The organism is Pseudomonas syringae pv. cilantro, assembly GCF_001293775.1.
Lineage (GTDB): Bacteria > Pseudomonadota > Gammaproteobacteria > Pseudomonadales > Pseudomonadaceae > Aquipseudomonas > Aquipseudomonas syringae_P.
Window position 1 is genome coordinate 12,153 of sequence record NZ_LGLN01000076.1, and the last position, 22,772, is coordinate 34,924.

General features: G+C 62.6%; 11 protein-coding genes and 1 pseudogene. 4 read left to right on the top strand and 8 right to left on the bottom strand.

Annotation, left to right across the window (positions count from 1 at the left end; genetic code table 11):
* Positions 1–61: 61 nt before the first annotated feature.
* The 3 genes and pseudogenes from ABJ99_RS20615 (at position 62) to ABJ99_RS20625 (ending at position 14,957) form a co-directional block, all read left to right on the top strand.
* Positions 62–13,072, top strand: a pseudogene (locus ABJ99_RS20615) (non-ribosomal peptide synthetase).
* Positions 13,073–13,235: 163 nt separating this feature from the next.
* Entirely contained in the window at positions 13,236–14,648 is a 1,413-nt protein-coding gene (locus ABJ99_RS20620; RefSeq protein ID WP_054087384.1) for an aspartate aminotransferase family protein, read from the top strand.
* Positions 14,649–14,729: 81 nt separating this feature from the next.
* Positions 14,730–14,957, top strand: a complete 228-nt coding sequence (locus ABJ99_RS20625; protein ID WP_024685504.1) for an MbtH family protein — start codon at positions 14,730–14,732, stop codon at positions 14,955–14,957.
* A 231-nt stretch (positions 14,958–15,188) separates the two neighbouring features.
* Here ABJ99_RS20625 and ABJ99_RS20630 read toward each other — a convergent pair whose 3' ends face one another.
* The 8 genes from ABJ99_RS20630 to ABJ99_RS20665 are packed head-to-tail and all read right to left on the bottom strand — an operon-like array spanning position 15,189 to position 21,386.
* Positions 15,189–16,106: a metal ABC transporter substrate-binding protein gene (locus ABJ99_RS20630; RefSeq protein WP_054087385.1), complete on the bottom strand. Its 918-nt coding sequence runs from the start codon at positions 16,104–16,106 to the stop codon at positions 15,189–15,191.
* On the bottom strand, positions 16,107–17,006 hold the full coding sequence (locus tag ABJ99_RS20635; RefSeq protein ID WP_054087386.1) for a metal ABC transporter permease: 900 nt from the start codon (positions 17,004–17,006) through the stop codon (positions 16,107–16,109). It abuts the gene before it with no gap.
* A complete protein-coding gene (locus ABJ99_RS20640) occupies positions 17,006–17,770 on the bottom strand; it encodes a metal ABC transporter ATP-binding protein (protein ID WP_054087387.1) in 765 nt (254 codons plus the stop codon). The genes ABJ99_RS20635 and ABJ99_RS20640 overlap by 1 nt, the downstream gene beginning before the upstream one ends.
* Positions 17,767–18,699, bottom strand: coding sequence for a metal ABC transporter substrate-binding protein (locus ABJ99_RS20645; RefSeq protein WP_054087388.1), 933 nt, complete (start codon positions 18,697–18,699; stop codon positions 17,767–17,769). Before ABJ99_RS20645 ends, ABJ99_RS20640 begins: the two co-directional genes overlap by 4 nt.
* A 35-nt stretch (positions 18,700–18,734) precedes the next feature.
* Positions 18,735–19,307: a DUF6162 family protein gene (locus ABJ99_RS20650; protein WP_054087389.1), complete on the bottom strand. Its 573-nt coding sequence runs from the start codon at positions 19,305–19,307 to the stop codon at positions 18,735–18,737.
* The gene (locus ABJ99_RS20655) at positions 19,304–19,636 is read right to left on the bottom strand and encodes a hypothetical protein (protein WP_054087390.1); all 333 of its coding nucleotides are present in this window, start codon (positions 19,634–19,636) and stop codon (positions 19,304–19,306) included. Before ABJ99_RS20655 ends, ABJ99_RS20650 begins: the two co-directional genes overlap by 4 nt.
* On the bottom strand, positions 19,633–20,175 hold the full coding sequence (locus ABJ99_RS20660) for a hypothetical protein (RefSeq protein WP_054087391.1): 543 nt from the start codon (positions 20,173–20,175) through the stop codon (positions 19,633–19,635). Before ABJ99_RS20660 ends, ABJ99_RS20655 begins: the two co-directional genes overlap by 4 nt.
* Positions 20,172–21,386 (bottom strand): PepSY-associated TM helix domain-containing protein, encoded by a 1,215-nt coding sequence (locus ABJ99_RS20665; RefSeq protein WP_054087392.1) that lies wholly within the window; start codon positions 21,384–21,386, stop codon positions 20,172–20,174. Before ABJ99_RS20665 ends, ABJ99_RS20660 begins: the two co-directional genes overlap by 4 nt.
* 325 nt (positions 21,387–21,711) lie before the next feature.
* Between ABJ99_RS20665 and ABJ99_RS20670 the strand changes: the two genes are divergently transcribed.
* Positions 21,712–22,689: a TauD/TfdA family dioxygenase gene (locus ABJ99_RS20670; RefSeq protein ID WP_054087393.1), complete on the top strand. Its 978-nt coding sequence runs from the start codon at positions 21,712–21,714 to the stop codon at positions 22,687–22,689.
* Positions 22,690–22,772 lie beyond the last annotated feature (83 nt).

Sequence of the window (22,772 nt, forward strand, 5' to 3'; positions counted from 1 at the left end):
CACGCGTCTTTCTTGACATTCAGATCTTATCTGGCACGCCGAACCTAGCAGGAACCCCATCATGGATGCGTTTGAACTCCCCGACACCCTGGCTCAAGCCCTTCAGCGTCGCGCCTCGCAAACGCCGGATCGGCTGGCCCTGCGTTTTCTTACTGACGAGAAAAGTCAGGGGCTGGTGTTGACCTACCGTGATCTGGACCTGCGCGCACGCACTATCGCCGCCGCGCTGCAAGGTCATGCCGTGCCGGGGGATCGGGCGATTCTGCTGTTCCACAGCGGCCCGGACTACGTCGCTGCGTTTTTCGGCTGCCTGTACGCTGGTGTGATCGCAGTGCCGGCTTACCCGCCGGAATCCAATCGTCGCCACCATCAGGAGCGACTGCTGTCGATCATCGCCGATGCCGAGCCGCGTCTGGTCCTGACCGCTTCCGACGTGCAGCCCGCCTTGTTGCAGATGGACGAACTGGCCGCCGCCGCTGCGCCGCCGTTGCTGTACGTCGATACGCTGGACAGTGCGTCGGCCGATGGCTGGCAGGGGCCGCCACTGCAAGCCGACGACATCGCGTTTCTGCAATACACCTCGGGCTCGACGGCCTTGCCCAAAGGCGTGCAGGTCAGTCATGGCAATCTGGTCGCCAACGAGCTGTTGATTCGTCATGGCTTTGGCATCGACGTCAATCCGGACGACGTGATCGTCAGCTGGTTGCCGCTGTACCACGACATGGGCCTGATCGGCGGCTTGCTACAGCCGATCTTCAGCGGCGTGCCGTGCATTCTGATGGCACCAGCCTACTTCCTCACTCGCCCGTTGCGCTGGCTGGAAGCGATCAGTGAATACGGCGGTACCATCAGCGGCGGGCCTGATTTTGCCTACCAGCTGTGCAGTGCGCGGGTCAGTGATTCGGCGCTGGAGCGCCTGGACCTGAGTCGCTGGCGCGTGGCGTATTCCGGCTCCGAGCCGATCCGCGAAGACAGCCTGAATGCGTTCGCCGAGAAATTCGCCAGCTGTGGCTTCACGCCGGACAGCTTCATGGCCTCTTACGGGCTGGCCGAAGCCACGCTGTATGTGGCTGGCGGCAAGCGCGGAAAGGGCATTCCTTCGTTGCGTCTGGATGCGCAGGCGCTGGCGCGCAACGTGGCCGAACCGGGCGACGGTCAACCGGTCATGAGCTGCGGCACCGGCCAGCCGGGGCATGGTGTGCTGATTGCCGATCCCGCAACCCTGCACGTGCTGGACGAAAACAACATTGGCGAAGTCTGGGCCAGTGGGCCGAGCATCGCCCACGGTTACTGGCGCAACCCTGAAGCCACCGCCAAAACCTTCGTCCAGCATGACGGCCAGACCTGGCTGCGCACCGGCGATCTGGGCTTCCAGCGGCGCGGCGAGCTGTACATCACCGGTCGTTTGAAAGACATGCTGATCGTGCGCGGGCAAAACCTGTACCCGCAAGACATCGAAAAGGTCATTGAGCGCGAAATCGATGTGGTGCGCAAAGGTCGCATCGCGGCGTTCGCCGTCCATCAGGACGGCAGCGAAGGCATCGGCATTGCCGCCGAAATCAGCCGCAGCGTGCAGAAAATCCTGTCGCCCGAAGCGCTGATCAAACTCATCCGGCAGACCGTGGCCGAAGCCTTTCAGGAAGCGCCGAGCGTTGTGGTGCTGCTCAATCCGGGCGCATTACCCAAGACTTCCAGCGGCAAGTTGCAGCGTTCGGCCTGCCGCACCCGGCTGGCCGACGGCAGCCTCGACAGCTACGCGGTTTTTCCCGCGACCGACACCACCGGTCACACTCGTGCCCTGAGCACCGGCTCGGACCTGCAAGCGCAGATCGCCAGTGTCTGGTGCGAGCATTTGCAGTGCGAGCAGGTCAGCGCCGACGACCATTTTTTCCTGCTTGGTGGCAACTCGATTGTCGCGACTCAGGTCGTTGCGACGTTGCGCGAGACGCTGGACATCGACCTGAACCTGCGCCTGCTGTTCGAAGCCCCGACGCTGGCCGCCTTTGCTGCGCAGATCGAAGCGCTGCAGATCGCCGCATTGCAAGGCAGCATTCACACGCAGAACGCAATCGTCCGCTTGCCGGGTAACGAACATCTGCCGCAATCGCTGGCGCAGAACCGTCTATGGTTTCTCTGGCAACTGGACCCGCAAAGCAGCGCCTACAACATTCCTGGCGGGCTGCACCTGCGTGGCGAGCTGAGCATCGAGGCATTACGCAGCAGCTTCCAGCGCCTGATCGAGCGGCATGAATCGCTGCGCACGCGGTTCTACGAACAGGATGGCGCCGCCCTGCAACGCATCGACGCAGCGGACGAATTCCGGCTGCACAGCATCGATATCAGCGAGCTGTCCAGCGAAGAACGCCAGGCGCGTGCGCTGGCAATCCGTGAAGAGCAGGCGCGCCTGCCGTTCGATCTGCAAAACGGCCCTTTGCTGCGCGTGACGCTGCTAAAGCTGGACGAGGAAGAACATCAGTTACTGGTCACGCTGCACCACATCATTGCCGATGGCTGGTCGCTGAATGTGCTGATCGACGAGTTCTCGCGCCTTTATGCGGCAGCCGTTCAAGGCCAGAGCCTGGAACTGGCGCCCTTGCCACTGCGTTACGCCGACTACGGCCAGTGGCAGCGTGAATGGCTGGCGCAGGGCGAGGCCGAGCGCCAGCTTGATTACTGGAAACAGCAACTGGGCGATGAGCAGCCGACCCTGACGCTGAACACCGATCACCCGCGTTCGACACGCAAGCAACACAGCGCTTCGCGTTACAGCCTGCGCCTGAGCGCCGAACTGAGCGCTGCAGTGCGCAACACGGCGCAAGCCTGGCAATCAACACCCTTCATGCTGTTGCTGGCCGGTTTCCAGACCCTGTTGCATCGCTACAGCGGGCAGACTGACATTCGCATCGGCGTGCCCGGTGCCAATCGTCCGCGCCACGAAACCCAAGGGCTGATCGGCTTCTTCATTAACACCTTGGTACTGCGCGCGCAACTGGACCCACGCCTGCCGTTTTCGACGCTGCTGAGCCAGACCCGCCAGACCGCACTCGATGCTCAGGCGCATCAGGACGTGCCGTTCGAGCAACTGGTCGAAGCGTTTCCGCAGGCGCGTGAGCATGGTTTGTTTCAAGTCATGTTCAACCATCAGCAACGCGACCTCAGCGCCTTGCGCCGTCTGCCGGGGCTGCTCGCCGAAGAACTGCCGTGGCACAGCCGCGAGGCCAAATTCGATCTGCAACTGCACAGCGAAGAAGACCGTAATGGTCGCCTCAACCTGTCCTTTGACTATGCCAACGAACTGTTCGAGCGCGACACCATCATGCGTCTGGCCCGGCACTATGTTCAGTTACTGACCCAGGTCAGCCAGCAGGCACAGGTCGCGCTGGGCGACCTGCAATTACTCAACGCTGACGAGCTGGCCGAACAAGCGCAATGGAGCGCCGCCGCCTGCACGCCGGCGCAAAACTGGTTGCCTGAATTGCTGGAGCGTCAGGCGCTGCACACCCCGGAACGCATTGCGCTGGTGTGGGAGGGCGGCAGCCTCGATTTCGCCAGCCTGCATGCCCAGGCTAACCGTCTGGCGCATTATCTGCGCGACAAAGGCGTCGGCCCGGACATCAAGGTGGCAATTGCCGCCGAGCGTTCGCCGCAACTGTTGATCGGTCTGTTGGCGATCCTCAAGGCCGGTGGCGCTTACGTGCCGCTCGACCCGGATTACCCGACGGATCGGCTGGCCTACATGCTGCAAGACAGCGGCGTCGAATTGCTGTTGACCCAGAGCCATCTGCTCGGCGACCTGCCGAGTGCCGAGGGCGTTTGCACGCTGGCGATGGACATGCTGCATCTGGACAACTGGCCTGCCAGCACGCCGAGCCTGCACCTGCACGGCGACAATCTGGCCTACGTGATTTACACCTCGGGTTCCACCGGTCAGCCCAAAGGCGTCGGCAACACCCACGCGGCCCTGGCTGAGCGCCTGCAATGGATGCAGGCCACGTATGCGCTGGACGAAACCGACGTGCTGATGCAAAAGGCACCGATCAGCTTCGACGTGTCGGTGTGGGAATGTTTCTGGCCGCTGATCACCGGCAGCCGCCTGCTGCTGGCAGGCCCCGGCGAACACCGCGACCCGTACCGCATTGCGCAACTGGTCAACGAATACGCCGTGACCACACTGCATTTCGTGCCGCCTCTGCTGCAACTGTTCATCGACGAACCGCTGACGCAGCAGTGCAGCAGCCTGCGTCGCCTGTTCTCTGGCGGCGAAGCGTTGCCGGGTGAACTGCGCAATCGGGTGCTTGAGCAACTGCCGAATGTGCAGCTGCATAACCGGTATGGCCCGACCGAAACTGCGATCAACGTCACCCATTGGCAGTGCCAGCGTGCCGATGGCCTGCGTTCGCCCATCGGTCGCCCGCTGGGTAACGTACTGTGCCGGGTGCTGGACAGCGAATTGAATCCGCTGCCACGCGGGGTCGCTGGCGAGTTGTGCATCGGTGGCATCGGCCTGGCGCGAGGCTATCTGAATCGTCCGGGGCTGACCGCCGAACGCTTTATCGCTGATCCGCTGGGTCAGCCGGGCGAACGCCTGTACCGCACGGGTGACCTTGTGCGCTGGGCGGCTGATGGCGCGCTGGAATATCTGGGGCGTCTGGATCAGCAGGTCAAACTGCGTGGTTTCCGCGTCGAACCGCAGGAAATTGAAGCCCGCCTGCTGGCTCAACCGGGCGTCGGTCACGCCGCCGTGCTGGTGCGTGAAACCGCCGCTGGCCCGCAACTGATCGGTTATTACACCGCCGAGGCCGGGCAGGACGTTCAGGCCGAGCGCGTCAAATCGGCCTTGGCGCTGGAACTGCCGGATTACATGGTCCCGGCGCAACTGGTGCGTCTCGACAGCATGCCGCTCAGCCCGAGCGGCAAGCTGGATCGCCGCGCCTTGCCCGAGCCGCAATGGCAGACCCGCGAGCACGTCGAGCCGCACACCGACCTGCAAAAGCAGATCGCCGCTGTCTGGCGGCAGGTGCTGGGCGTGCCGCGTGTCGGCCTGCGCGATGACTTTTTCGAGCTGGGCGGGCACTCGTTGCTGGCCACGCAGATCATTTCCCGTGTGCGTCAGGGCTGCGACATCGACCTGCCGTTGCGTACTCTGTTTGAAGCCAGCGAGCTGGGTGCATTCGCCGAGCAGGTTCAAGCCCTTCAGCAGTCAGGCGCACGCAACAGCCTGCAACCTATTGCTCGCGTCGATCGCAGCCAGCCGGTGCCGCTGTCCTACTCGCAACAGCGCATGTGGTTCCTCTGGCAGATGGAACCGGACAGCCCGGCCTACAACGTCGGCGGCATGGCGCGTTTGAACGGCGTGTTCGATATCGAGTGTTTCGAGGCTGCGCTGCAAGCCTTGATCCTGCGCCACGAAACCCTGCGCACCACCTTTCCGAGCGTCAACGGCGTGGCCTGCCAGAAAGTTTCCGAACAGACCGGCCTGAGCGTGCAGTGGCAGGACTACTCGGCGCTGCCTGCCGATACTCGTCAGCAGCGCATTCAGGCGCTGGCCGACAGCGAGGCGCATCAACCTTTCGATCTGGAAACCGGGCCGTTGCTGCGTGCTTGTCTGGTCAGGGCTGCGGAGCTGGAGCATTACTTCGTCCTGACCCTGCACCACATCGTCACGGAAGGCTGGGCGATGGATATTTTCGCCCGCGAACTGAGCCTGCTCTACGAAGCGTTTCTTGACGGCAAGCCGTCCCCGCTGGAGCCGCTGGCGGTGCACTACCTTGATTACAGCGTCTGGCAGCGTCAGTGGATGGAAGCCGGCGAACGCCAGCGCCAACTGGATTACTAGACCGCGCAACTGGGCAACGATCACCCGTTGCTGGAACTGCCCAGCGACCGGCCGCGTCCACCTGTGCAAAGCCATCAAGGCGAGCTGTACCGCTTCGACCTGAATCCCGAACTGGCCGCCAAAGTCCGCGCTTTCAACGCCCGCAACGGTCTGACCCTGTTCATGACCATGACTGCCACCCTGGCTGTGTTGCTCTATCGCTACAGCGGCCAGAACGACCTGCGCATCGGCGCGCCGGTGGCCAACCGCATTCGTCCGGAAAGCGAAGGGCTGATCGGCGCGTTTCTCAACACCCAGGTGCTGCGCGTGCAGCTCGACGGGCAGATGAGCGTCGCGCAGTTATTTGAACAGGTGCGCCACACGGTCATCGAAGGTCAGTCGCATCAGGACTTGCCGTTCGATCATCTGGTCGAAGCCCTGCAACCGCCGCGCAGCGCGGCCTACAACCCGCTGTTCCAGGTGATGTGCAACGTGCAGCGCTGGGAATTCCAGCAAAGTCGCGAGCTGGCGGGCATGACGGTCGATTATCTGGTCAACGACGCGCGGGCCACCAAATTCGACCTCAACCTGGAAGTCACCGAGCTGGATCACCGCCTGGGTTGCTGCCTGACCTACAGCACTGATCTGTTCGACGAGCCACGCATCGCGCAGATGGCCGAACATTGGCTGAACCTGCTGCAAGCGTTGCTGACCGATCCGCAGCAGCGCTTGAGCGAACTGCCGCTGTTGCAGGACACCGAGCGTCAGCAGTTGCTCGACAGTCTTGGCGTCGAAGCCGGCGAGCAACGGCTCGATCAGTGTGTTCACAGCCTGTTCGCCGAGCAGGCCCGATTGCGCCCGCAGGCTGCGGCGCTGACCTTTGCCGGCGAAACCCTGAGCTACGCCGAGCTGAACGGCCGCGCTAACCAACTGGCCGGAATGCTGCGCCAGCGCGGTGTCGGCCCCCAAGTGCGGGTCGGCCTGGCGCTGCCGCGCTCGCTGGACATGGTGGTCGGCTTGCTGGCGATCCTCAAGGCCGGTGGCGCCTACGTGCCGCTGGACCCGGAATACCCGCTGGAACGTCTGCACTACATGATCGAAGACAGCGGCGTTGGCCTGCTGCTGAGTGACCGTGCGCTGTTTGCAGCGCTGGGCGAGTTGCCGGCTGGAGTGGCCCGCTGGTGCCTGGAAGACGATCAGCCGCTGCTGGCGTCTTATTCGTCCGATGAGCTGCCGTTCATCAGCCTGCCACAGCATCAGGCGTACCTGATTTACACCTCCGGTTCGACCGGCAAACCCAAGGGCGTGATGGTGTCTCACGGCGAGATCGCCATGCATTGTCAGGCGGTGATTCGTCGCTTCGACATGCAGCCGGACGACTGCGAACTGCATTTCTATTCGATCAACTTCGATGCCGCCACCGAGCGTCTGTTGGTGCCGTTGCTCAGCGGCGCACGCGTGGTGCTGCGCGCACAAGGGCAGTGGGACGCCGAAGAAATCTGCACGCTGATTCGCGAGCAGCAGGTCAATATTCTCGGGTTCACCCCCAGCTATGGCAGCCAGTTGGCGCAGTGGCTGGCGACTCAGGGCCAGACCTTGCCGGTGCGCATGTGCATCACCGGCGGTGAAGCGCTGACCGGCGAACACTTGCAGCGTATTCGTGCGGTGTTCCAGCCCGAGCTGTTCTTCAACGCCTATGGGCCGACCGAAACCGTGGTCATGCCGCTGGCCAGTCTGGCGCCGCAGCAACTGGAAGAGGGCGAAGTCAGCGTGCCGATTGGACGCATCGTCGGCGCGCGGGTGGCTTACATTCTCGACGCCGATCTGACGCTGGTGCCGCAGGGCGCGAGCGGCGAACTGTACATCGGCGGTGCCGGTCTGGCTCAGGGCTATCATCAGCGCCCCGGCATGACCGCCGAGCGTTTCGTAGCCGACCCGTTTGCCTGCAACGGCGGGCGTCTGTATCGCACCGGCGACCTGGTGCGCCAGCGCACTGACGGGCTGGTGGAATACCTGGGGCGTATCGACCATCAAGTGAAGATTCGTGGTTTCCGCATCGAACTGGGCGAAATCGAAACCCGATTGCTTGAGCATGGGTCGATTCGCGAAGCCGTGGTGCTGGCGCTGGACACGCCGTCGGGCAAGCAACTGGCCGCTTATCTGGTCAGTGAGGTGGCCGGGCAGGGCGATGAGCAGCAGGCGCAGCTTCGCGAATCGCTGAAGTCGCACCTCAAGGCGCAACTGCCGGATTACATGGTGCCGACGCACCTGATACTGCTCGACAGCATGCCGCTGACCGCTAACGGCAAGCTGGACCGCCGCGCCTTGCCTGCGCCGGACCCGGGGCTCAATCGTCAGCATTACATCGCGCCCGCCCGCGAGCTGGAACAACACCTGGCGGCGATCTGGTGTGCGGTGCTGAACGTCGAGAAAGTCGGCCTCAACGACAACTTCTTCGAGCTGGGCGGGGATTCGATCCTGTCGATTCAAGTGGTCAGCCGCGCCCGTCAGGCGGGTATTCATTTCAGCCCACGCGACCTGTTTCAGCACCAGACCGTGCAGACGCTGGCCGCCGTGGCGACCACCCGCGAACTGATTCAGGCCGAGCAGGGCCTGCTGGAAGGTGCGTCGGCGCTGACGCCGATTCAGCACTGGTTCTTCGACACGCCGATTCCGCAGCGTCAGCACTGGAACCAGTCATTGGTGCTGGAACCGGTCAGCGCGCTAGATCCTCGTGTGCTGGAGCAGGCGTTGCGTGCAGTGCTCGAACAGCACGACGCCCTGCGCCTGAGTTTCACCGAGCAGAACGGCAAGTGGCAGGCCGAGCACCGCGCCGTCACCGCTGAAACCCTGCTGATTCAGGCGCGGGTCGCCGACATGGCCGAATGTGTGGCCCTGTACGCTGACACCCAGCGCAGCCTTGATCTGCACAACGGTCCGCTGCTGCGTGCCTTACTGGTCGATGGGCCGCAGGGCCAGCAACGCCTGCTGATGGTCATTCACCACTTGGTGGTCGATGGCGTTTCGTGGCGTGTACTGCTGGATGATCTGCAAACGGCTTATCGCCAGTTGAGCGACGCCACGCCAGTGCGTTTCGCCGCCAAGACCAGTGCGTTCCGCGACTGGGCCGCGCGTTTGCAGGCCTATGCGGGCAACGAGTCGCTACGTGAAGAGCTGCACGTCTGGCAGAGCCAACTGGGCGGTTCTGCGACGAATCTGCCGTGTCATAACCCGCAGGGCGGGCAGCAGAATCGTCATGCGCAAACTGTCAGCGTGCGGCTGGATGCCGAGCGCACCCGGCAACTGCTGCAACAGGCCCCCAGCGCCTACCGCACTCAGGTCAACGACCTGTTGCTGACGGCGCTGGCGCAAGTGGTCTGCCGCTGGAGCGGGCAGCCATCGGCCCTGATCCAGCTGGAAGGTCACGGCCGTGAAACCCTGTTTGACGACATCGACCTGACCCGCACCGTGGGCTGGTTCACCAGCGCTTATCCGTTGCGCCTCACGCCAGCGCTGGCTGCCGACGCGGCGCCGGGCGACTCGATCAAGGCGATCAAGGAGCAACTGCGCCAGGTGCCGCACAAAGGCCTGGGCTATGGCGTGCTGCGCTATCTGGCCGACAGCGCCGGCAAGGCCGCCATGCAGGCGCTGCCGGTGGCGCCGATCACCTTCAATTACCTAGGCCAGTTCGACCAGAGCTTCGCCAGCGACGCGCTGTTCCGTCCGCTGGAAGAATCGGCAGGCGCGGCACACGATCCGCATGCGCCGCTGCCCAACGAGCTGAGCATCGACAGTCAGGTGTATGGCGGCGAACTGCTGCTGCGCTGGACCTTCAGCGCCGAGCGCTATCAGCCCGCTGCTATCGAAGCGCTGGCGCAGGCTTACCTGGCGCAATTGCAGGCGTTGATTGCCCATTGTCTGAGCGATGGCAGCGGTGGTCTGACGCCTTCGGACTTCCCGCTGGCCGATCTGGATCAGACACAACTCGACGCGCTGCCGGTCCCGGCGACGCACATTGAGGACGTCTACCCGCTGACGCCGATGCAGGAGGGCATGCTGCTGCACACCCTGCTGGAACCCGGCACCGGCCTGTATTACATGCAGGACCGCTACCGCATCAACAGCGCGCTGGACCCGCAGCGTTTCGCCCAGGCCTGGCAGGCGGTGATCGCCCGTCACGAAGCGCTGCGGGCTTCGTTTTGCTGGGACATCGGCGAAACCATGCTGCAGGTCATTCACAAGCCAGGTAGCACGCCGATTGATTATCTGGACTGGCGTGATGTGCCTTCGGACGAACAGGAACCGCGCTTGCAGGCCCTGCTCAAGTCCGAGCGCGAGGCCGGTTTCGATCTGCTCAATCAGCCGCCGTTCCACCTGCGCCTGATCCGCGTCGATGAAGCGCGCTACTGGTTCATGATGAGCAACCACCACATCCTCATCGATGCCTGGTGCCGTTCGCTGCTGATGAACGACTTCTTTGACATTTACACCGCGCTGGGCGAAGGGCGTGAAGTACAACTGACGCCTGCGCCGCGCTATCGCGATTACATCGGCTGGCTGCAACGCCGTGGCCTGGTGCAGGCGCGCGACTGGTGGCAGCACAACCTGCGCGGCTTTGAACGGCCGACGCCGATCCCCAGCGACCGTCCGTTCCTGCGTGAACATGCCGGTGAAAGCGGCGGCATGGTGGTGGGCGATTGCTACACCCGCCTTGATGAACGCGACGGCGCACAGCTGCGCGAGCTGGCACAACAGCATCAACTGACCGTCAACACCTTCGCCCAAGCGGCGTGGGCCTTGACCTTGCGGCGCATGAGTGGTGATCGCGACGTGGTGTTTGGCGTCACGGTGGCCGGGCGGCCGGTGGAATTGCCGCAGATGCAGCGCACCGTCGGCCTGTTCATCAACACCATCGCCCTGCGCGTCGGCATGCCGGGCGACGAACAGCGCTGCACGGTTCGTGACTGGCTCAGCCAGTTGCTGGACAGCAACATGCAACTGCGCGAGTACGAATACCTGCCGCTGGTGACCATTCAGGAAAACAGCGAGCTGCCCAAGGGCCAGCCGCTGTTCGACAGCCTGTTCGTGTTTGAAAACGCGCCGGTGGAAGTCTCGGTGCTCGACCGTGCGCAAAGCCTCAACGCCACCTCGGACTCCGGCCGCACCCACACCAACTACCCGCTGACGGCGGTCTGCTATCCGGGTGATGACCTGGGCCTGCACCTTTCCTACGATCAGCGTTATTTCGACGAGTCCACCGTGCAGAACATGCTCGGCGAATTCAAGCGCCTGCTGCTGGCGCTGATCGAAGGTTTCCATGGTGACATGGCCGAGCTGGCGCTGGTCAGCGAGCAGGAGCGCACGTTCCTGATCGAGGGCTGCAACCAGAGCAATCACGATTACCCGCTGGATAAAAGCTACGTCGAACTGTTTGAAGCGCAGGTCGCGGTTCATCCAGAGCGCATTGCGGTCAGTTATCTGGATCGTGAAGTCAGCTACGCCGAGCTGAACATCGCCAGCAATCGCCTGGGCCATGCGCTGATCGAGGCCGGGGTGGGCTTCGATCAGCCGGTGACCTTGCTGGCCGAGCGCGGGCCTGAACTGCTCGGCATGATCATCGGCAGCTTCAAGGCCGGTGCCGGTTACCTGCCGCTGGACCCGGCGCTGCCGAATGTGCGACTGAGCGGCATCATCGCCCAGAGCCGCACGCCGGTGCTGGTGTGCAGTGCGCAATGTCTGGATCAGGGCAGGACGCTGCTTGAGGCGCTGCCCGAGTCCGATCGTCCGCAGTTGCGGGTCTGGGAAGACGTGCAGCAGAGCGATTCAGCGCAGCACAATCCGGGTCGCTACAGCGCGGCGGATAACCTGGCTTACGTGATCTTCACCTCCGGTTCCACCGGGCTGCCGAAAGGCGTGATGGTCGAACAGCGCGGCATGCTCAATAACCAGTTGAGCAAGGCGCCTTACCTAGGCCTGAGCGACAGCGATGTGATCGCCCAGACCGCTTCGCAAAGTTTCGACATCTCGGTCTGGCAGTTCCTTGCCGCGCCGCTGTTCGGGGCGCGGGTGGACATCGTGCCGAACGACATCGCCCGCGATCCGCAGGCGCTGCTGGCGCATGTGCAGGCGCAGCGCATCAGTGTGCTGGAAAGCGTGCCGTCGCTGGTTACCGGCCTGCTTGCCGAACAGCACGCCACGCTGGAAAGCCTGCGCTGGCTGCTGCCGACGGGCGAAGCCATGCCGCCGGAACTGGCCAGCCAATGGCTGCAACGCTACCCGGCTATCGGGCTGGTGAATGCCTATGGCCCGGCTGAATGTTCCGACGACGTGGCGTTCTTCCGCGTTGACGCAGAGTCCACACGCAGCGCGTACCTGCCGATCGGTTCGCCGACCGACAACAATCGCCTGTACCTGCTTGACGATGCGCTGGACCTGGTGCCGCTGGGCGCAGTGGGCGAGTTGTGCGTCGCCGGGGCCGGGGTCGGTCGCGGTTATGTCGCGGATCCGTCGCGTACGGTGCCGGTTTTCGTGCCGCATCCGTTCGGTGCGCCGGGCGAGCGTCTGTACCGCACCGGCGACCTGGCGCGGCGGCGCAAAGATGGCGTGCTGGAGTACGTCGGCCGGGTCGATCACCAAGTGAAAATTCGTGGCTATCGCATCGAGCTGGGCGAAATAGAAACCCGCTTGCTGGAGCATCCGGCGATCCGCGAATCGGTGGTGCTGGACATCGATGGTCCGTTGGGCAAAGTGTTGGCGGCCTATCTGGTGCCAAGCGCTGCCGCGCAGGATCACGATACGCTACGGGACGCGCTGAAAAGCCACCTCAAGGCCAGCCTGCCCGATTACATGGTGCCTGCGCATCTGGTGATTCTGGACGCGATGCCACTGACGCCGAACGGCAAGCTCGACCGCAAGGCCCTGCCTGCGCCGGACGTCAGCCAGTCGCAGCAGGAATACTTGGCGCCGCAGACTGAAATGGAGCAACAACTGGCGACCATCTGGGCCGATGTGCTCAAGGTCGAGCGGGTGGGCATGACTGACAACTTCTTCGAGCTGGGTGGGCATTCACTGTTGGCCACGCAAGTGGTCACCCGTGCGCAGAAGCTGCTGCAACGTAACGTGCCATTGCGGGCGATGTTCGAATTCAACACCGTTCAGGCGTTGGCCGAGCATCTTGAAAGCCTTGGCGGGGCGCAGGTCGACGAGCAGAAATTCGACCGCCTGGCGGACTTGATGGCGGAACTGGAAGGGTTCTGACCGGCCTTCGGTCGGCCCGCTGGCGCTGCGGATAAAAAACTCGTTACCGGGTGTAAATCCGCAGCGCGCTGGCGCGTTTTCAATGGATGGAATAAACGCCTGAACCGGCATGGCCCACCGTCATGCATCAGGTCATTCAACCAGCGTATTGAGGGTTGCACAGATGTCAGTCGCTACCAGGTTTATCGATGATCAGTTGACCCGGATAACTCCGGCAGCGGCCGAGACGCTCTACCAGTTCGACGAGTCGCCATTGCTGGCCCGGCAGAGTCGCCAGGAGTCCAATGCGCGCAGCTACCCACGGCGCATCCCGCTGGCGCTCAAGCGCGCCAAGGGGATTCACGTCGAGGACGTCGAAGGACGGCGCTTCATCGATTGCCTGGCCGGCGCGGGTACGCTGGCGCTGGGGCATAACCATCCGGTGATCATCGAAGCGATCCAGCAGGTGATCAGCGATGAATTACCGCTGCACACCCTGGACCTGACCACGCCGGTCAAAGACCAGTTCGTGCAGGACCTGTTCGGTCTGCTGCCGCAGGAACTGGCCAACGACGCAAAGATCCAGTTCTGCGGCCCGACCGGCACCGATGCGGTGGAAGCGGCGTTGAAACTGGTGCGCACCGCCACCGGGCGCAGCACCGTGCTGTCGTTTCAGGGCGGTTATCACGGCATGAGCCAGGGCGCGTTGAGCCTGATGGGCAGCTTGGGGCCGAAAAAGCCGCTGGGTGCTTTGCTAAGCAGCGGCGTTCAGTTTCTGCCGTATCCGTACGATTACCGCTGCCCGTTCGGGCTGGGGGGCGAACAGGGCGTGCGCGCCAACCTGCACTATCTGGAAAACCTGCTCAACGACCCGGAAGCGGGCGTGCAATTGCCGGCAGCGGTCATTCTTGAAGTGGTGCAGGGCGAGGGCGGGGTGATCCCGGCTGATCTCGACTGGCTGCGCGGTGTGCGACGGATCACGGAAAAGGCCGGTGTGGCGCTGATCGTCGACGAAATCCAGAGCGGCTTTGCGCGCACCGGCAAAATGTTCGCTTTTGAGCACGCCGGGATCATTCCCGATGTGGTGGTCCTGTCCAAAGCCATCGGCGGCAGTCTGCCGTTGGCTGTAGTGGTTTACCGTTCCTGGCTCGACACCTGGCTGCCAGGCGCGCATGCCGGGACGTTCCGCGGCAACCAGATGGCTATGGCCACCGGTTCGGCGGTGATGCGCTATCTCCAGCAACACAATGTCTGTGAGCACGCGACGGCGATGGGCGCTCGTCTGGTCGGTCATCTGCAATCGTTGCAGCGCGACTTCCCGCAACTGGGCGACATTCGTGGTCGAGGGCTGATGCTGGGTGTCGAACTGGTCGACCCGGCGGGTGCGTGCGATGCGCAAGGTCATCCGCCGGTGTTTGCCCGTCTGGCCCCGCTGATCCAGCGCGAATGCCTCAAGCGCGGGCTGATTCTGGAGCTGGGCGGTCGGCATGGCAGCGTGGTGCGTTTTCTGCCACCGCTGGTGATCACCGCCGAGCAGATCGACGAAGTGGCGGAAATTTTTGGTCGCGCACTTAACGCCGCCGTCGCACAGCTTTAATTTTTCGACGTAGCGATACGTTCAATCCCTATAGCTGCCATGAATTGGCATGGCAGCACTGAACAACCACGGAGAGCAGCAATGACTTCAGTATTTGATCGGGAAGACATCGTCTTTCAAGTTGTGGTCAACCACGAAGAACAGTACTCGATCTGGCCCGACTACAAAGCCATCCCCAACGGCTGGCGCACGGTCGGCAAAAGCGGCTTCAAGAAAGAATGCCTGGCCTACATCGAAGAAGTCTGGACCGATATGCGCCCCCTGAGCCTGCGCCAGAAGATGGAAGCCCAGACGGCGTTAAGTCACTGACTCAGCAGAACTATCGTGCTAGCTGGTGCTTCTGTGGAGCGGACCGGGCGACGCTTCGCTTGCCCGCGAACTGCCGGGAACCGGCAGTAAAACCAGCCGCCTCGATGTATNTGTATCAGACACAACCGAGGCGGCCTGTTTCAGGGCCGCTTCGCAGCCCATCGCGGACAAGCGAAGCGTCGCCCGGTCCACTCCTACGCCCCCGGGCAGAAGCCTGACGCCTGTGCTGCATTATTCCTTGCCAGCCAAAACACCAACAATCCCCTGAATATCCCGCTGCAACTCGGCCAGTGGATCAGCGCCATCAATCCCCAGCACCAGCAACTTGCTACCTGCCGCTTCAATCGCAGCCTTGACCGGCTCTGGCGGCTGACGATGATCCAGCACCAGTGCCACGTCGTTGTCCTTGAGCGTGGCGCTCAGCGTGCTCAACGCCTCGGGCGTCCACTGCTCATCGGTCAGCACCTGGCTGTCGATCAGCTCCAGGTTCAGCCCGCTGATCAAGTAACCAAAGCGGTCTGACAGACTCACCACGCTCAAATTGTCGGCACCGGCCAGCGCCGCTTCACTGCTGGCGCTGAGCTTGAGCAGTTGTTGCTTGAAAACTGCCAGATTGGCTTCGATCTTCGGCTTGGCTGCCGGTGCCAGACGCACCAGGTCCGCCGCCAACACATCGGCCATGCGCCCCATGTTGTTGCTCGCCAGCCACGGCTGACTGTTCAGCCCGTCAGTGCCCAGCCCGGTCTGCACGGCAATCCCCGGCAAACCACCGTCCACCGGCCGCGCCGCATCAATCTCGACGATACGAATGTTGCTGCGGCGTGCATTAGGGTAGAGCGGGTCATCGGCCCAGATCGAACGCAAGCCGATCACCGCGTCGGCGTTGTTCGCCAGCCCGCGCAAAGCATCAGCGCCACGCCCTGTGAAGTATGCCGTCTGACGTGAACCCGGCAGGTTGGCAGCGGCGGCGCGCTCCAGCACCACGCCGCTGTCCTTGAGCAACATCTCGCCCAGCCCATAGGTGATCGGCAGGCTGGCCAGCACCCGTACCGGTTGAGCGCTGTCGGTTTTGGCGTCGGCCGCATACAGGCTGTTGCTGAACAGGCCGGTCATGGCCAGCGCCAGGGTCAAGGTGCGTAAAGTAGCCATTTATCCAATATTCCCTTTCAGGCCGGGCAGTGTGCCGCGAGCGATGGCGGCCAGGGCGAAGGCAACGCCGGCCACCAGAATGATCGCCGCGCCGGACGGCACCGGCAGGTCGAAGATGATAGGCAGCAAAATGCCGCACAGGGTACTGACGGTGGCGATGGCCACCGAGATCCAGAAGAAGCCTTTCAGCGACTGGCTCAGCAGCCTGGCCGCTGCCGCCGGAATCACCAGCAGCGCACCGACCAGAATCGCGCCGATGACCTTCACCGCAGCCACGGTGATCAGCGTCACCAGAATCACGAACAAATAATCCAGCGTCTTCACCGCCACGCCGCGCACAGCCGCCAGTTGCGGATTGAAACTGGCCAGCATGATGCGGTTGTACAGCGGCAGGCTCAGGCCCATGACCAGCGAACCGACGATCAGCAGCACCAGCAGGTCGTTGCCGTTGACGGTCAGCACCGAGCCGAACAGCACGTTTTCCAGAATGTGCACATTGATCTTGCCGGCCAGCACCAGCAGCAGGCTCGCGCCCAGCGCCAGCGACACCGAGAGGAACACGCCGATCAGCGTGTCGGGTGCCAGCCCGGTGCGGTTGCGCAGGTAATTGAGGACGATGCCGAACAACAGGCAGTAACCGAACAGCGCGCCATACGGGCCGGTGTAGGGCTCGCCGAGCAGAATGCCGATCGCCACGCCGGTCAGCGCAGCATGGCCTACGGCTTCAGAGAAGAACGCAAAGCGTTTGACCACCACCAGCGTGCCCAGCCCACCGAGCACCGGGCCGATCAGCAGCCCGGCGAGCAGGGCGTTGACCACGAAGCCATAAGCCAGCGCTTCGGGCAGATAACCGGATGACGCGAGGCCCTGAATGAACAGGCGAAACGTTTCGTAATCCATCACGCGGCGCTCCCGTTAACAGCATCCGTAGCGCGCGGATGAGCAGAAAACAACGTCAGCAGGCGCTCCGGCGTCAGCGCCGTGGCGGCAGGCTCGTCGAACAGCACGCGGCGATTGAGCCCGGTCATCTGATCCGCCAGCCGCCGCACCGCGTCCAGATCATGCTCGATCCACAGCACGGTGATGCCGCTGCGCCGCCAGTCACCCAACAAACGCTCGAACACCTGAATGCCTGCTTCATCGAGCGCCGACATCGGCTCATCCAGCACCAGCAATTGCGGCGCCGGGATCAGCCCCTGCGCCAGCAGCACGCGCTGCCGTTCGCCACCAGACAACGCGCCCATGCGCCGTTTGCGCTTGTCCTGCAGGCCGACCCGTTCCAGCGCCTCGCCAATCGCTGCTGCGTAGTGCTTCGACAAACCGAGAAAAGCCGGACGCCGCTGACACATGGCCGCCATGAAATCGTCCACGGTCATGGGCAGCCCCCGGTCGAACTCCAGCGCCTGCGGCACGTAGCCAATCAGGCTCGGCGCGGCAGGCCATTGCAAACTCAATTGGCCCTGATGCGGCGTCTGCCCGAGCATGGTCTTGATCAGCGAGCTTTTGCCGCCGCCGTTCGGCCCGACCAGTGCGTGCACGTTGCCGGCGCGCACGCTGAAATGCACCCGGTCGAGAATCGTGGTGCGCCCTAACGTGAGGCTCACCTGATTGAACTCGATGCCTGGCCCCTTGCTGACGATGTCGAGGTTTTGCGCAACAGTCATGCGCCGGACTCCTGAATCGCCCGCACGACGGTGTCGAGGTTGCCGGCCATTTCCTTTTCGTACTTGTCGGCGGTGTATTCGCCATAGGAAATATGCGACAGCGGGTACAGTTTGACGCCCGATTCACGCTGAATGGTATCGACGTAAGTGGACGGGAAGTCCATCTCCGAGAAGATCACCTTCACGTCCAGCTCTCGCAACTGGTCGATGGTCTTTTTCAACTGGCTCGGGCTGGGTTCGATGCCATGCGCCGGTTCCACCACCGCCGTCACTTCCAGGCCAAATTCGCGCAGCAGGTAGTCGTAGGCCGCGTGCACAGTGGCCACGCGCAGGTCGGCGTTGGGCGCCTTGGTCAGCTTGGCGAGGGCGTCGGCGCGCATCTGCCGCAGGCGTTTGCCGTACGCGCGGGCATTGGTGGTGTAGGTTTTGGCGTTGTCCGGGTCCAGTTTGCCCAGCTCGCGGGCAATGTTGTTGACCTGGGCAATGGACGCACTGATCGACAGAAACGTATGCGGGTTGACCACTTTGCCTGCGCCACGCGCTGCAACGCCGGTCGCGGCCAACAACGGTACGTCGGCATTGGCTTCGATGGTCTTGATGTTCGGCGTTTCGCTGGCAGCGATCATGCGGTCGGCAAAATCGTCATGACCCACGCCGTTAAGCACGATCACGTCCAGCGAACCGATGCGCTTGATGTCCTCGGCACGGGGTTCGTAGGCGTGCGGGTTGAAACCGGCCGGGATCAGCGGGACGACTTCGGCCTTGTCACCGACTATGTTGCTCACATAGCTGTAATACGGGTGCAGGGTGATGCCGATGCGCAGGCGCTTGGCCGGGTCGGCGGCGAAGCTTGCGGGCGCCAGCACGGCGGCAAACAGGCTCACCAGCAGAACGCGAAGAAAAGGGCGGCGTTTGAATGAAATGGGCATGGGCAAGCGGTCTTCTTTCAAAGGAATGCGGAGTTTCAGTGCGGGTGCTGACGGGTCACGCCAGCATCGAATTGTGCGACGACCTGTTTCCAGCCCGCGTCGACCAAGGCCTTTTCGCCCAGGTCGCTGACAGAGGGTATCGAGGCGCTGCGGTTGATCCAGATGTCGGGCTGATCGGCGCGGGATGAGTCGACGCGCATCAGAAACGACCCGGCCACGCTCGGCGTCTGGCTCAAGCCCAGATAGGACTGCTCAACCATCTGCCATGCATGACCGCCACGGCTGACCGAACTGGCGTCCTGGGCGAACGGTGCAAAGCCTTCTTCACCCAGTTGCTGCGGGGTAATCGATGTTTGCTGTTCTTCGGTCAGCAAGCGAATCTCATCCAGCGTTACGCGAAGGTCGGCGTAGATGCCCTGTTCGGCAGCGGTCAGGTCGCGTCGTGCATCGAGTTGATGGCTGGCTACGCTGTGCACGTCCTGTTTTTCGCGGTGCAGGCTGACCACGCTGGCGGCAGCGGCAAGAATCAACAGGCACAGCAGCAGCACATAGAGGGTTTCATGCCCGGCACCTGCCGGACGGACGATTTGTCGGGTGGGTGCACTCATGGGGTCGGGATGTCCGCCTGATCGATTTCCACCACATGACCGGGGCCTGCATCGAACAGCACGTAGAACTCGGACGCCGGGCGTTTGAAGGTCACGGTTGAATCCTCACCCAGCTTGCCGGGCACCAGAATGGTTTCGTCGTAGCCGATTACGTCCAGGGTCACTCCCGGCGCGCCGCTGCCGTCGGAAAAACCGCCGGTGCAGCGAATCTGCTCGTTGTCGATCTGTTTGCACTCACACATCGGGTTATGCGCCAGAGCGTTGCCGCTCAGGCCAAGCAGGCACAGGGTGCCGGCCGTCAGCCAGCGCAGGGAAGGGCGGGCACTCATGGTTTGGCTCCTTGTTTTTTCAGCCACGCCACCGTTGTCGGCGAAGCCTGTTGCAGAGGGATGGAAGTCTGATGCACCGCGCCGTCCCAACCTTCCATGGTGATCCACAGGTCTGAGTCGGGGCTGGTGGTCTCGGGAATCTGCATGAACGCGCTCATGCGGTAGCCACCGCCGAAGAAAATCACCCCGGCGGTGCGCAGGCTGCGCGGTTTGCCGATGCGCAGGTACGTGGCCTTGACCCGGTCGATGCAAGCGGTGCACAGCGCGGCGTTGAAGCTTTTCATGTAACCAGACGGGCCGGACAGGCGCGGGGCTTCGTTGCGGTCTTCTGCCAGACGCAGGCTCCACGGGCCGACCTGAATCTCGCCGACCTCGCGCTGGCCAAGGCCCTGATCGCCGCGATCCAGCGAGACGTCGGAGAAATACTTGGGCATGAAACCCAACGGGATCAGCACCAGCAGCACGTTGATGTGAAAGCGCCACTTGTGCCAGAAACGGCCCAGAGACGACGCAGGTTGTGCGACAGCGACCTTGCTCACAGGCTGTTCTCCGGGGTGCGGGTCGCCAGTGGCGAAGTGTGGGGTTCCGGCGTGTACGCGGCAGGCCTGGTTTTGGCTTCACGTTTGAGGGCGTTAAGCGTCGCCAGTGCGGTGCGCTTGCTCCAGATCAACAGGCCGCTGAGGACCATCATGCTCAGCAGCAGGCCGAAGAACGCCCAGATCAGCTTGATCCAGATACCGCCGAAGTCGCCGGTGTGCAGCGGGCGCATGGATTCGGTGACGAACTCCAGCTTGTTGCGGTCCGACAGCAAGTGGGAGGCGGCTATTTCGCCGCTGTACGGGTTGATTTCGGCAGTCTGGAACATCAGCGGATACCAGCTGCGTCCGCCCACTTGCATATTGCTGTAGGCATTGAAAGGCGGGGTGATGAAGCTCGCCTCCAGGCCTGGAATCCGCTCTTTGGCGATGGCCACGGCTTTTTCTAGACTGATGGTCGGCGCAGGGCTGCCGTCGGCGGTCAGCGGCACGGCGCTGTGCGGGATGATCGAGGCAACCTGGGATTTGCTGGAAATACTGATCTGGTTATCGCCCAGGATCGCCTGAATCAGAAACCAGGTGCCGGTGATGGAAATCACCGCGATGAACCAGATCGACCATACGCCGCTGAGCCTGTGAATGTCGCCCCAGAGAATCCGTGGGCCCTGGTTGAAACGCACGGGTTTGAAAAAGCCGCGCCAGAATTTCTTGTAGACCACCAGCCCGGTCACCAGCGACGCCAGCAACGGCAGGCCGAGAATCGACACCAGATACCAGCCCCACGAATAGCCATTGGTGAATGGCACCAGCCACCAGCCGTGCAGGGCGCGGGTGAAGCGGCGGAAGTCGAACGACGGCGTGAGGCCCTGAATTACTCCGGTGTACGGGTTGACGTAGGCCGGCACCGAGCGGCCGTCCGGGTAGGTCACGAACACGCTGAGGGCGAAATAGTCGCCGTCGGGCTGCATGATCGTGCCGACGATCAGGTCCGGCTCGTTGCGCTCGATGGTGGCGCGAATCTGCTCGAAGTTCATGCGTTGAGCATCGTCGGAAGGGCGGTTGTCACGCATCTCCGGGTTGGCCAGCCACATGATTTCCTTGCTGACCACGGCCAGCGTGCCGGTCACGCAGACGATCAGCACGAAGAACCAGATGGGCAGGGCCAGCCAGCTGTGGACGAGAAACCAGATTTTTGAACGGGACTTCTTCGACATGGATAAACAATCTCGATTCACGATGTAGAGCGGGCAAGGCCGGGCTCTGTATTCTTTACGTGCGGGTTCTTTACGTGCGGCTCTTCACGCGCGGGCGGTATAAAGCCTCGCATTCAGTTAAAGACGAATGAGAACGGAATTCCTGTAGGAATATTTTGCGTTTAAATGAAAAAAATTGTTTCAGAGCTGCCGAGGGCGAAGCCAGGCGGGGTGGAAATGACGCTGGGCCGCTAATTTTTCAGCCGCGAAGTACGTTCAATCTGTACATGGGTGTTGCGTCAGGCCGCAGGGGTTCGGGCGCTTTTGCCATCGAGGGAGAAACATAATGAGTCATGCGTTGAGTTTGGATATCCGGCCGCTGCTGGAGGGGGCGGGCACTTTGCCCATGCTGGTGCAGGCGCCCGAGCCAGGTCTGGACTTGATGGAAGCGTTGGGCGAATTCAAGCCGCTGGTGTCCGAGCACCTGTACAGCGCGGGCGGCATTCTGTTTCGCGGCTTCGAGGTCGGCGGTGCGGAAGCGTTTCGTGAGTTCGCTGCGGGTTTCGGCGATCCGCTGCTCAACTACGAATTCGGCTCCACGCCACGCAGCAACGTGACCAAGGGCGTTTATACCTCCACCGAATACCCGGCGCACCAGAGCATTCCGCTGCACAACGAGCAGGCCTACACGCTGGATTGGCCGATGAAGATCTGGTTCTACAGCATGATCGCGGCGCAGACCGGCGGCGAAACGCCGATTGCCGACAGTCGCGAGATCTACCGACGCATTCCGGCGCGCATTCGTGATCGCTTCATCGAAAAGAAGCTCATGTACGTGCGCAACTACGGTAACGGGCTCGATGTGGAGTGGAGCCAGGTGTTCAACACCGAAGATGAACGTGTGGTCGAAGCGTATTGCCGGGCACACAACATCGAATGCGAATGGAAAGACGACGGCGAACTGCGCACCCGGCAAATCTGCCAGGCAGTGTCCCGCCATCCGGTGACCCAGGACACGGTCTGGTTCAACCAGGCGCACCTGTTTCACATCTCTAACCTGCAACCGGAAGTGCGCGAAACCCTGCTGGATGTCGTGGATGAGGAAGACCTGCCGCGTAACGTCTACTACGGCGACGGCTCGCCCATTGAAGAAACCCTGCTGGACGAAATCCGCGGCGTGCTCGACGCCTGCACCGTCAGCTTCCCGTGGCTGGAAAACGACGTGCTGATGCTCGACAACATGCTCACCGCCCACTCCCGCGCGCCGTTCACCGGCAAACGCAAAGTCGTAGTGGCCATGGCGCAGGGGCATTCGGATAAGTAGTTGTTTGATGATTCCCGTGCCAACGCTCCCACAAGATTTCAACTACCGTGCGATGCTCCGCGTAGACGCCGGTCCTGATGAAC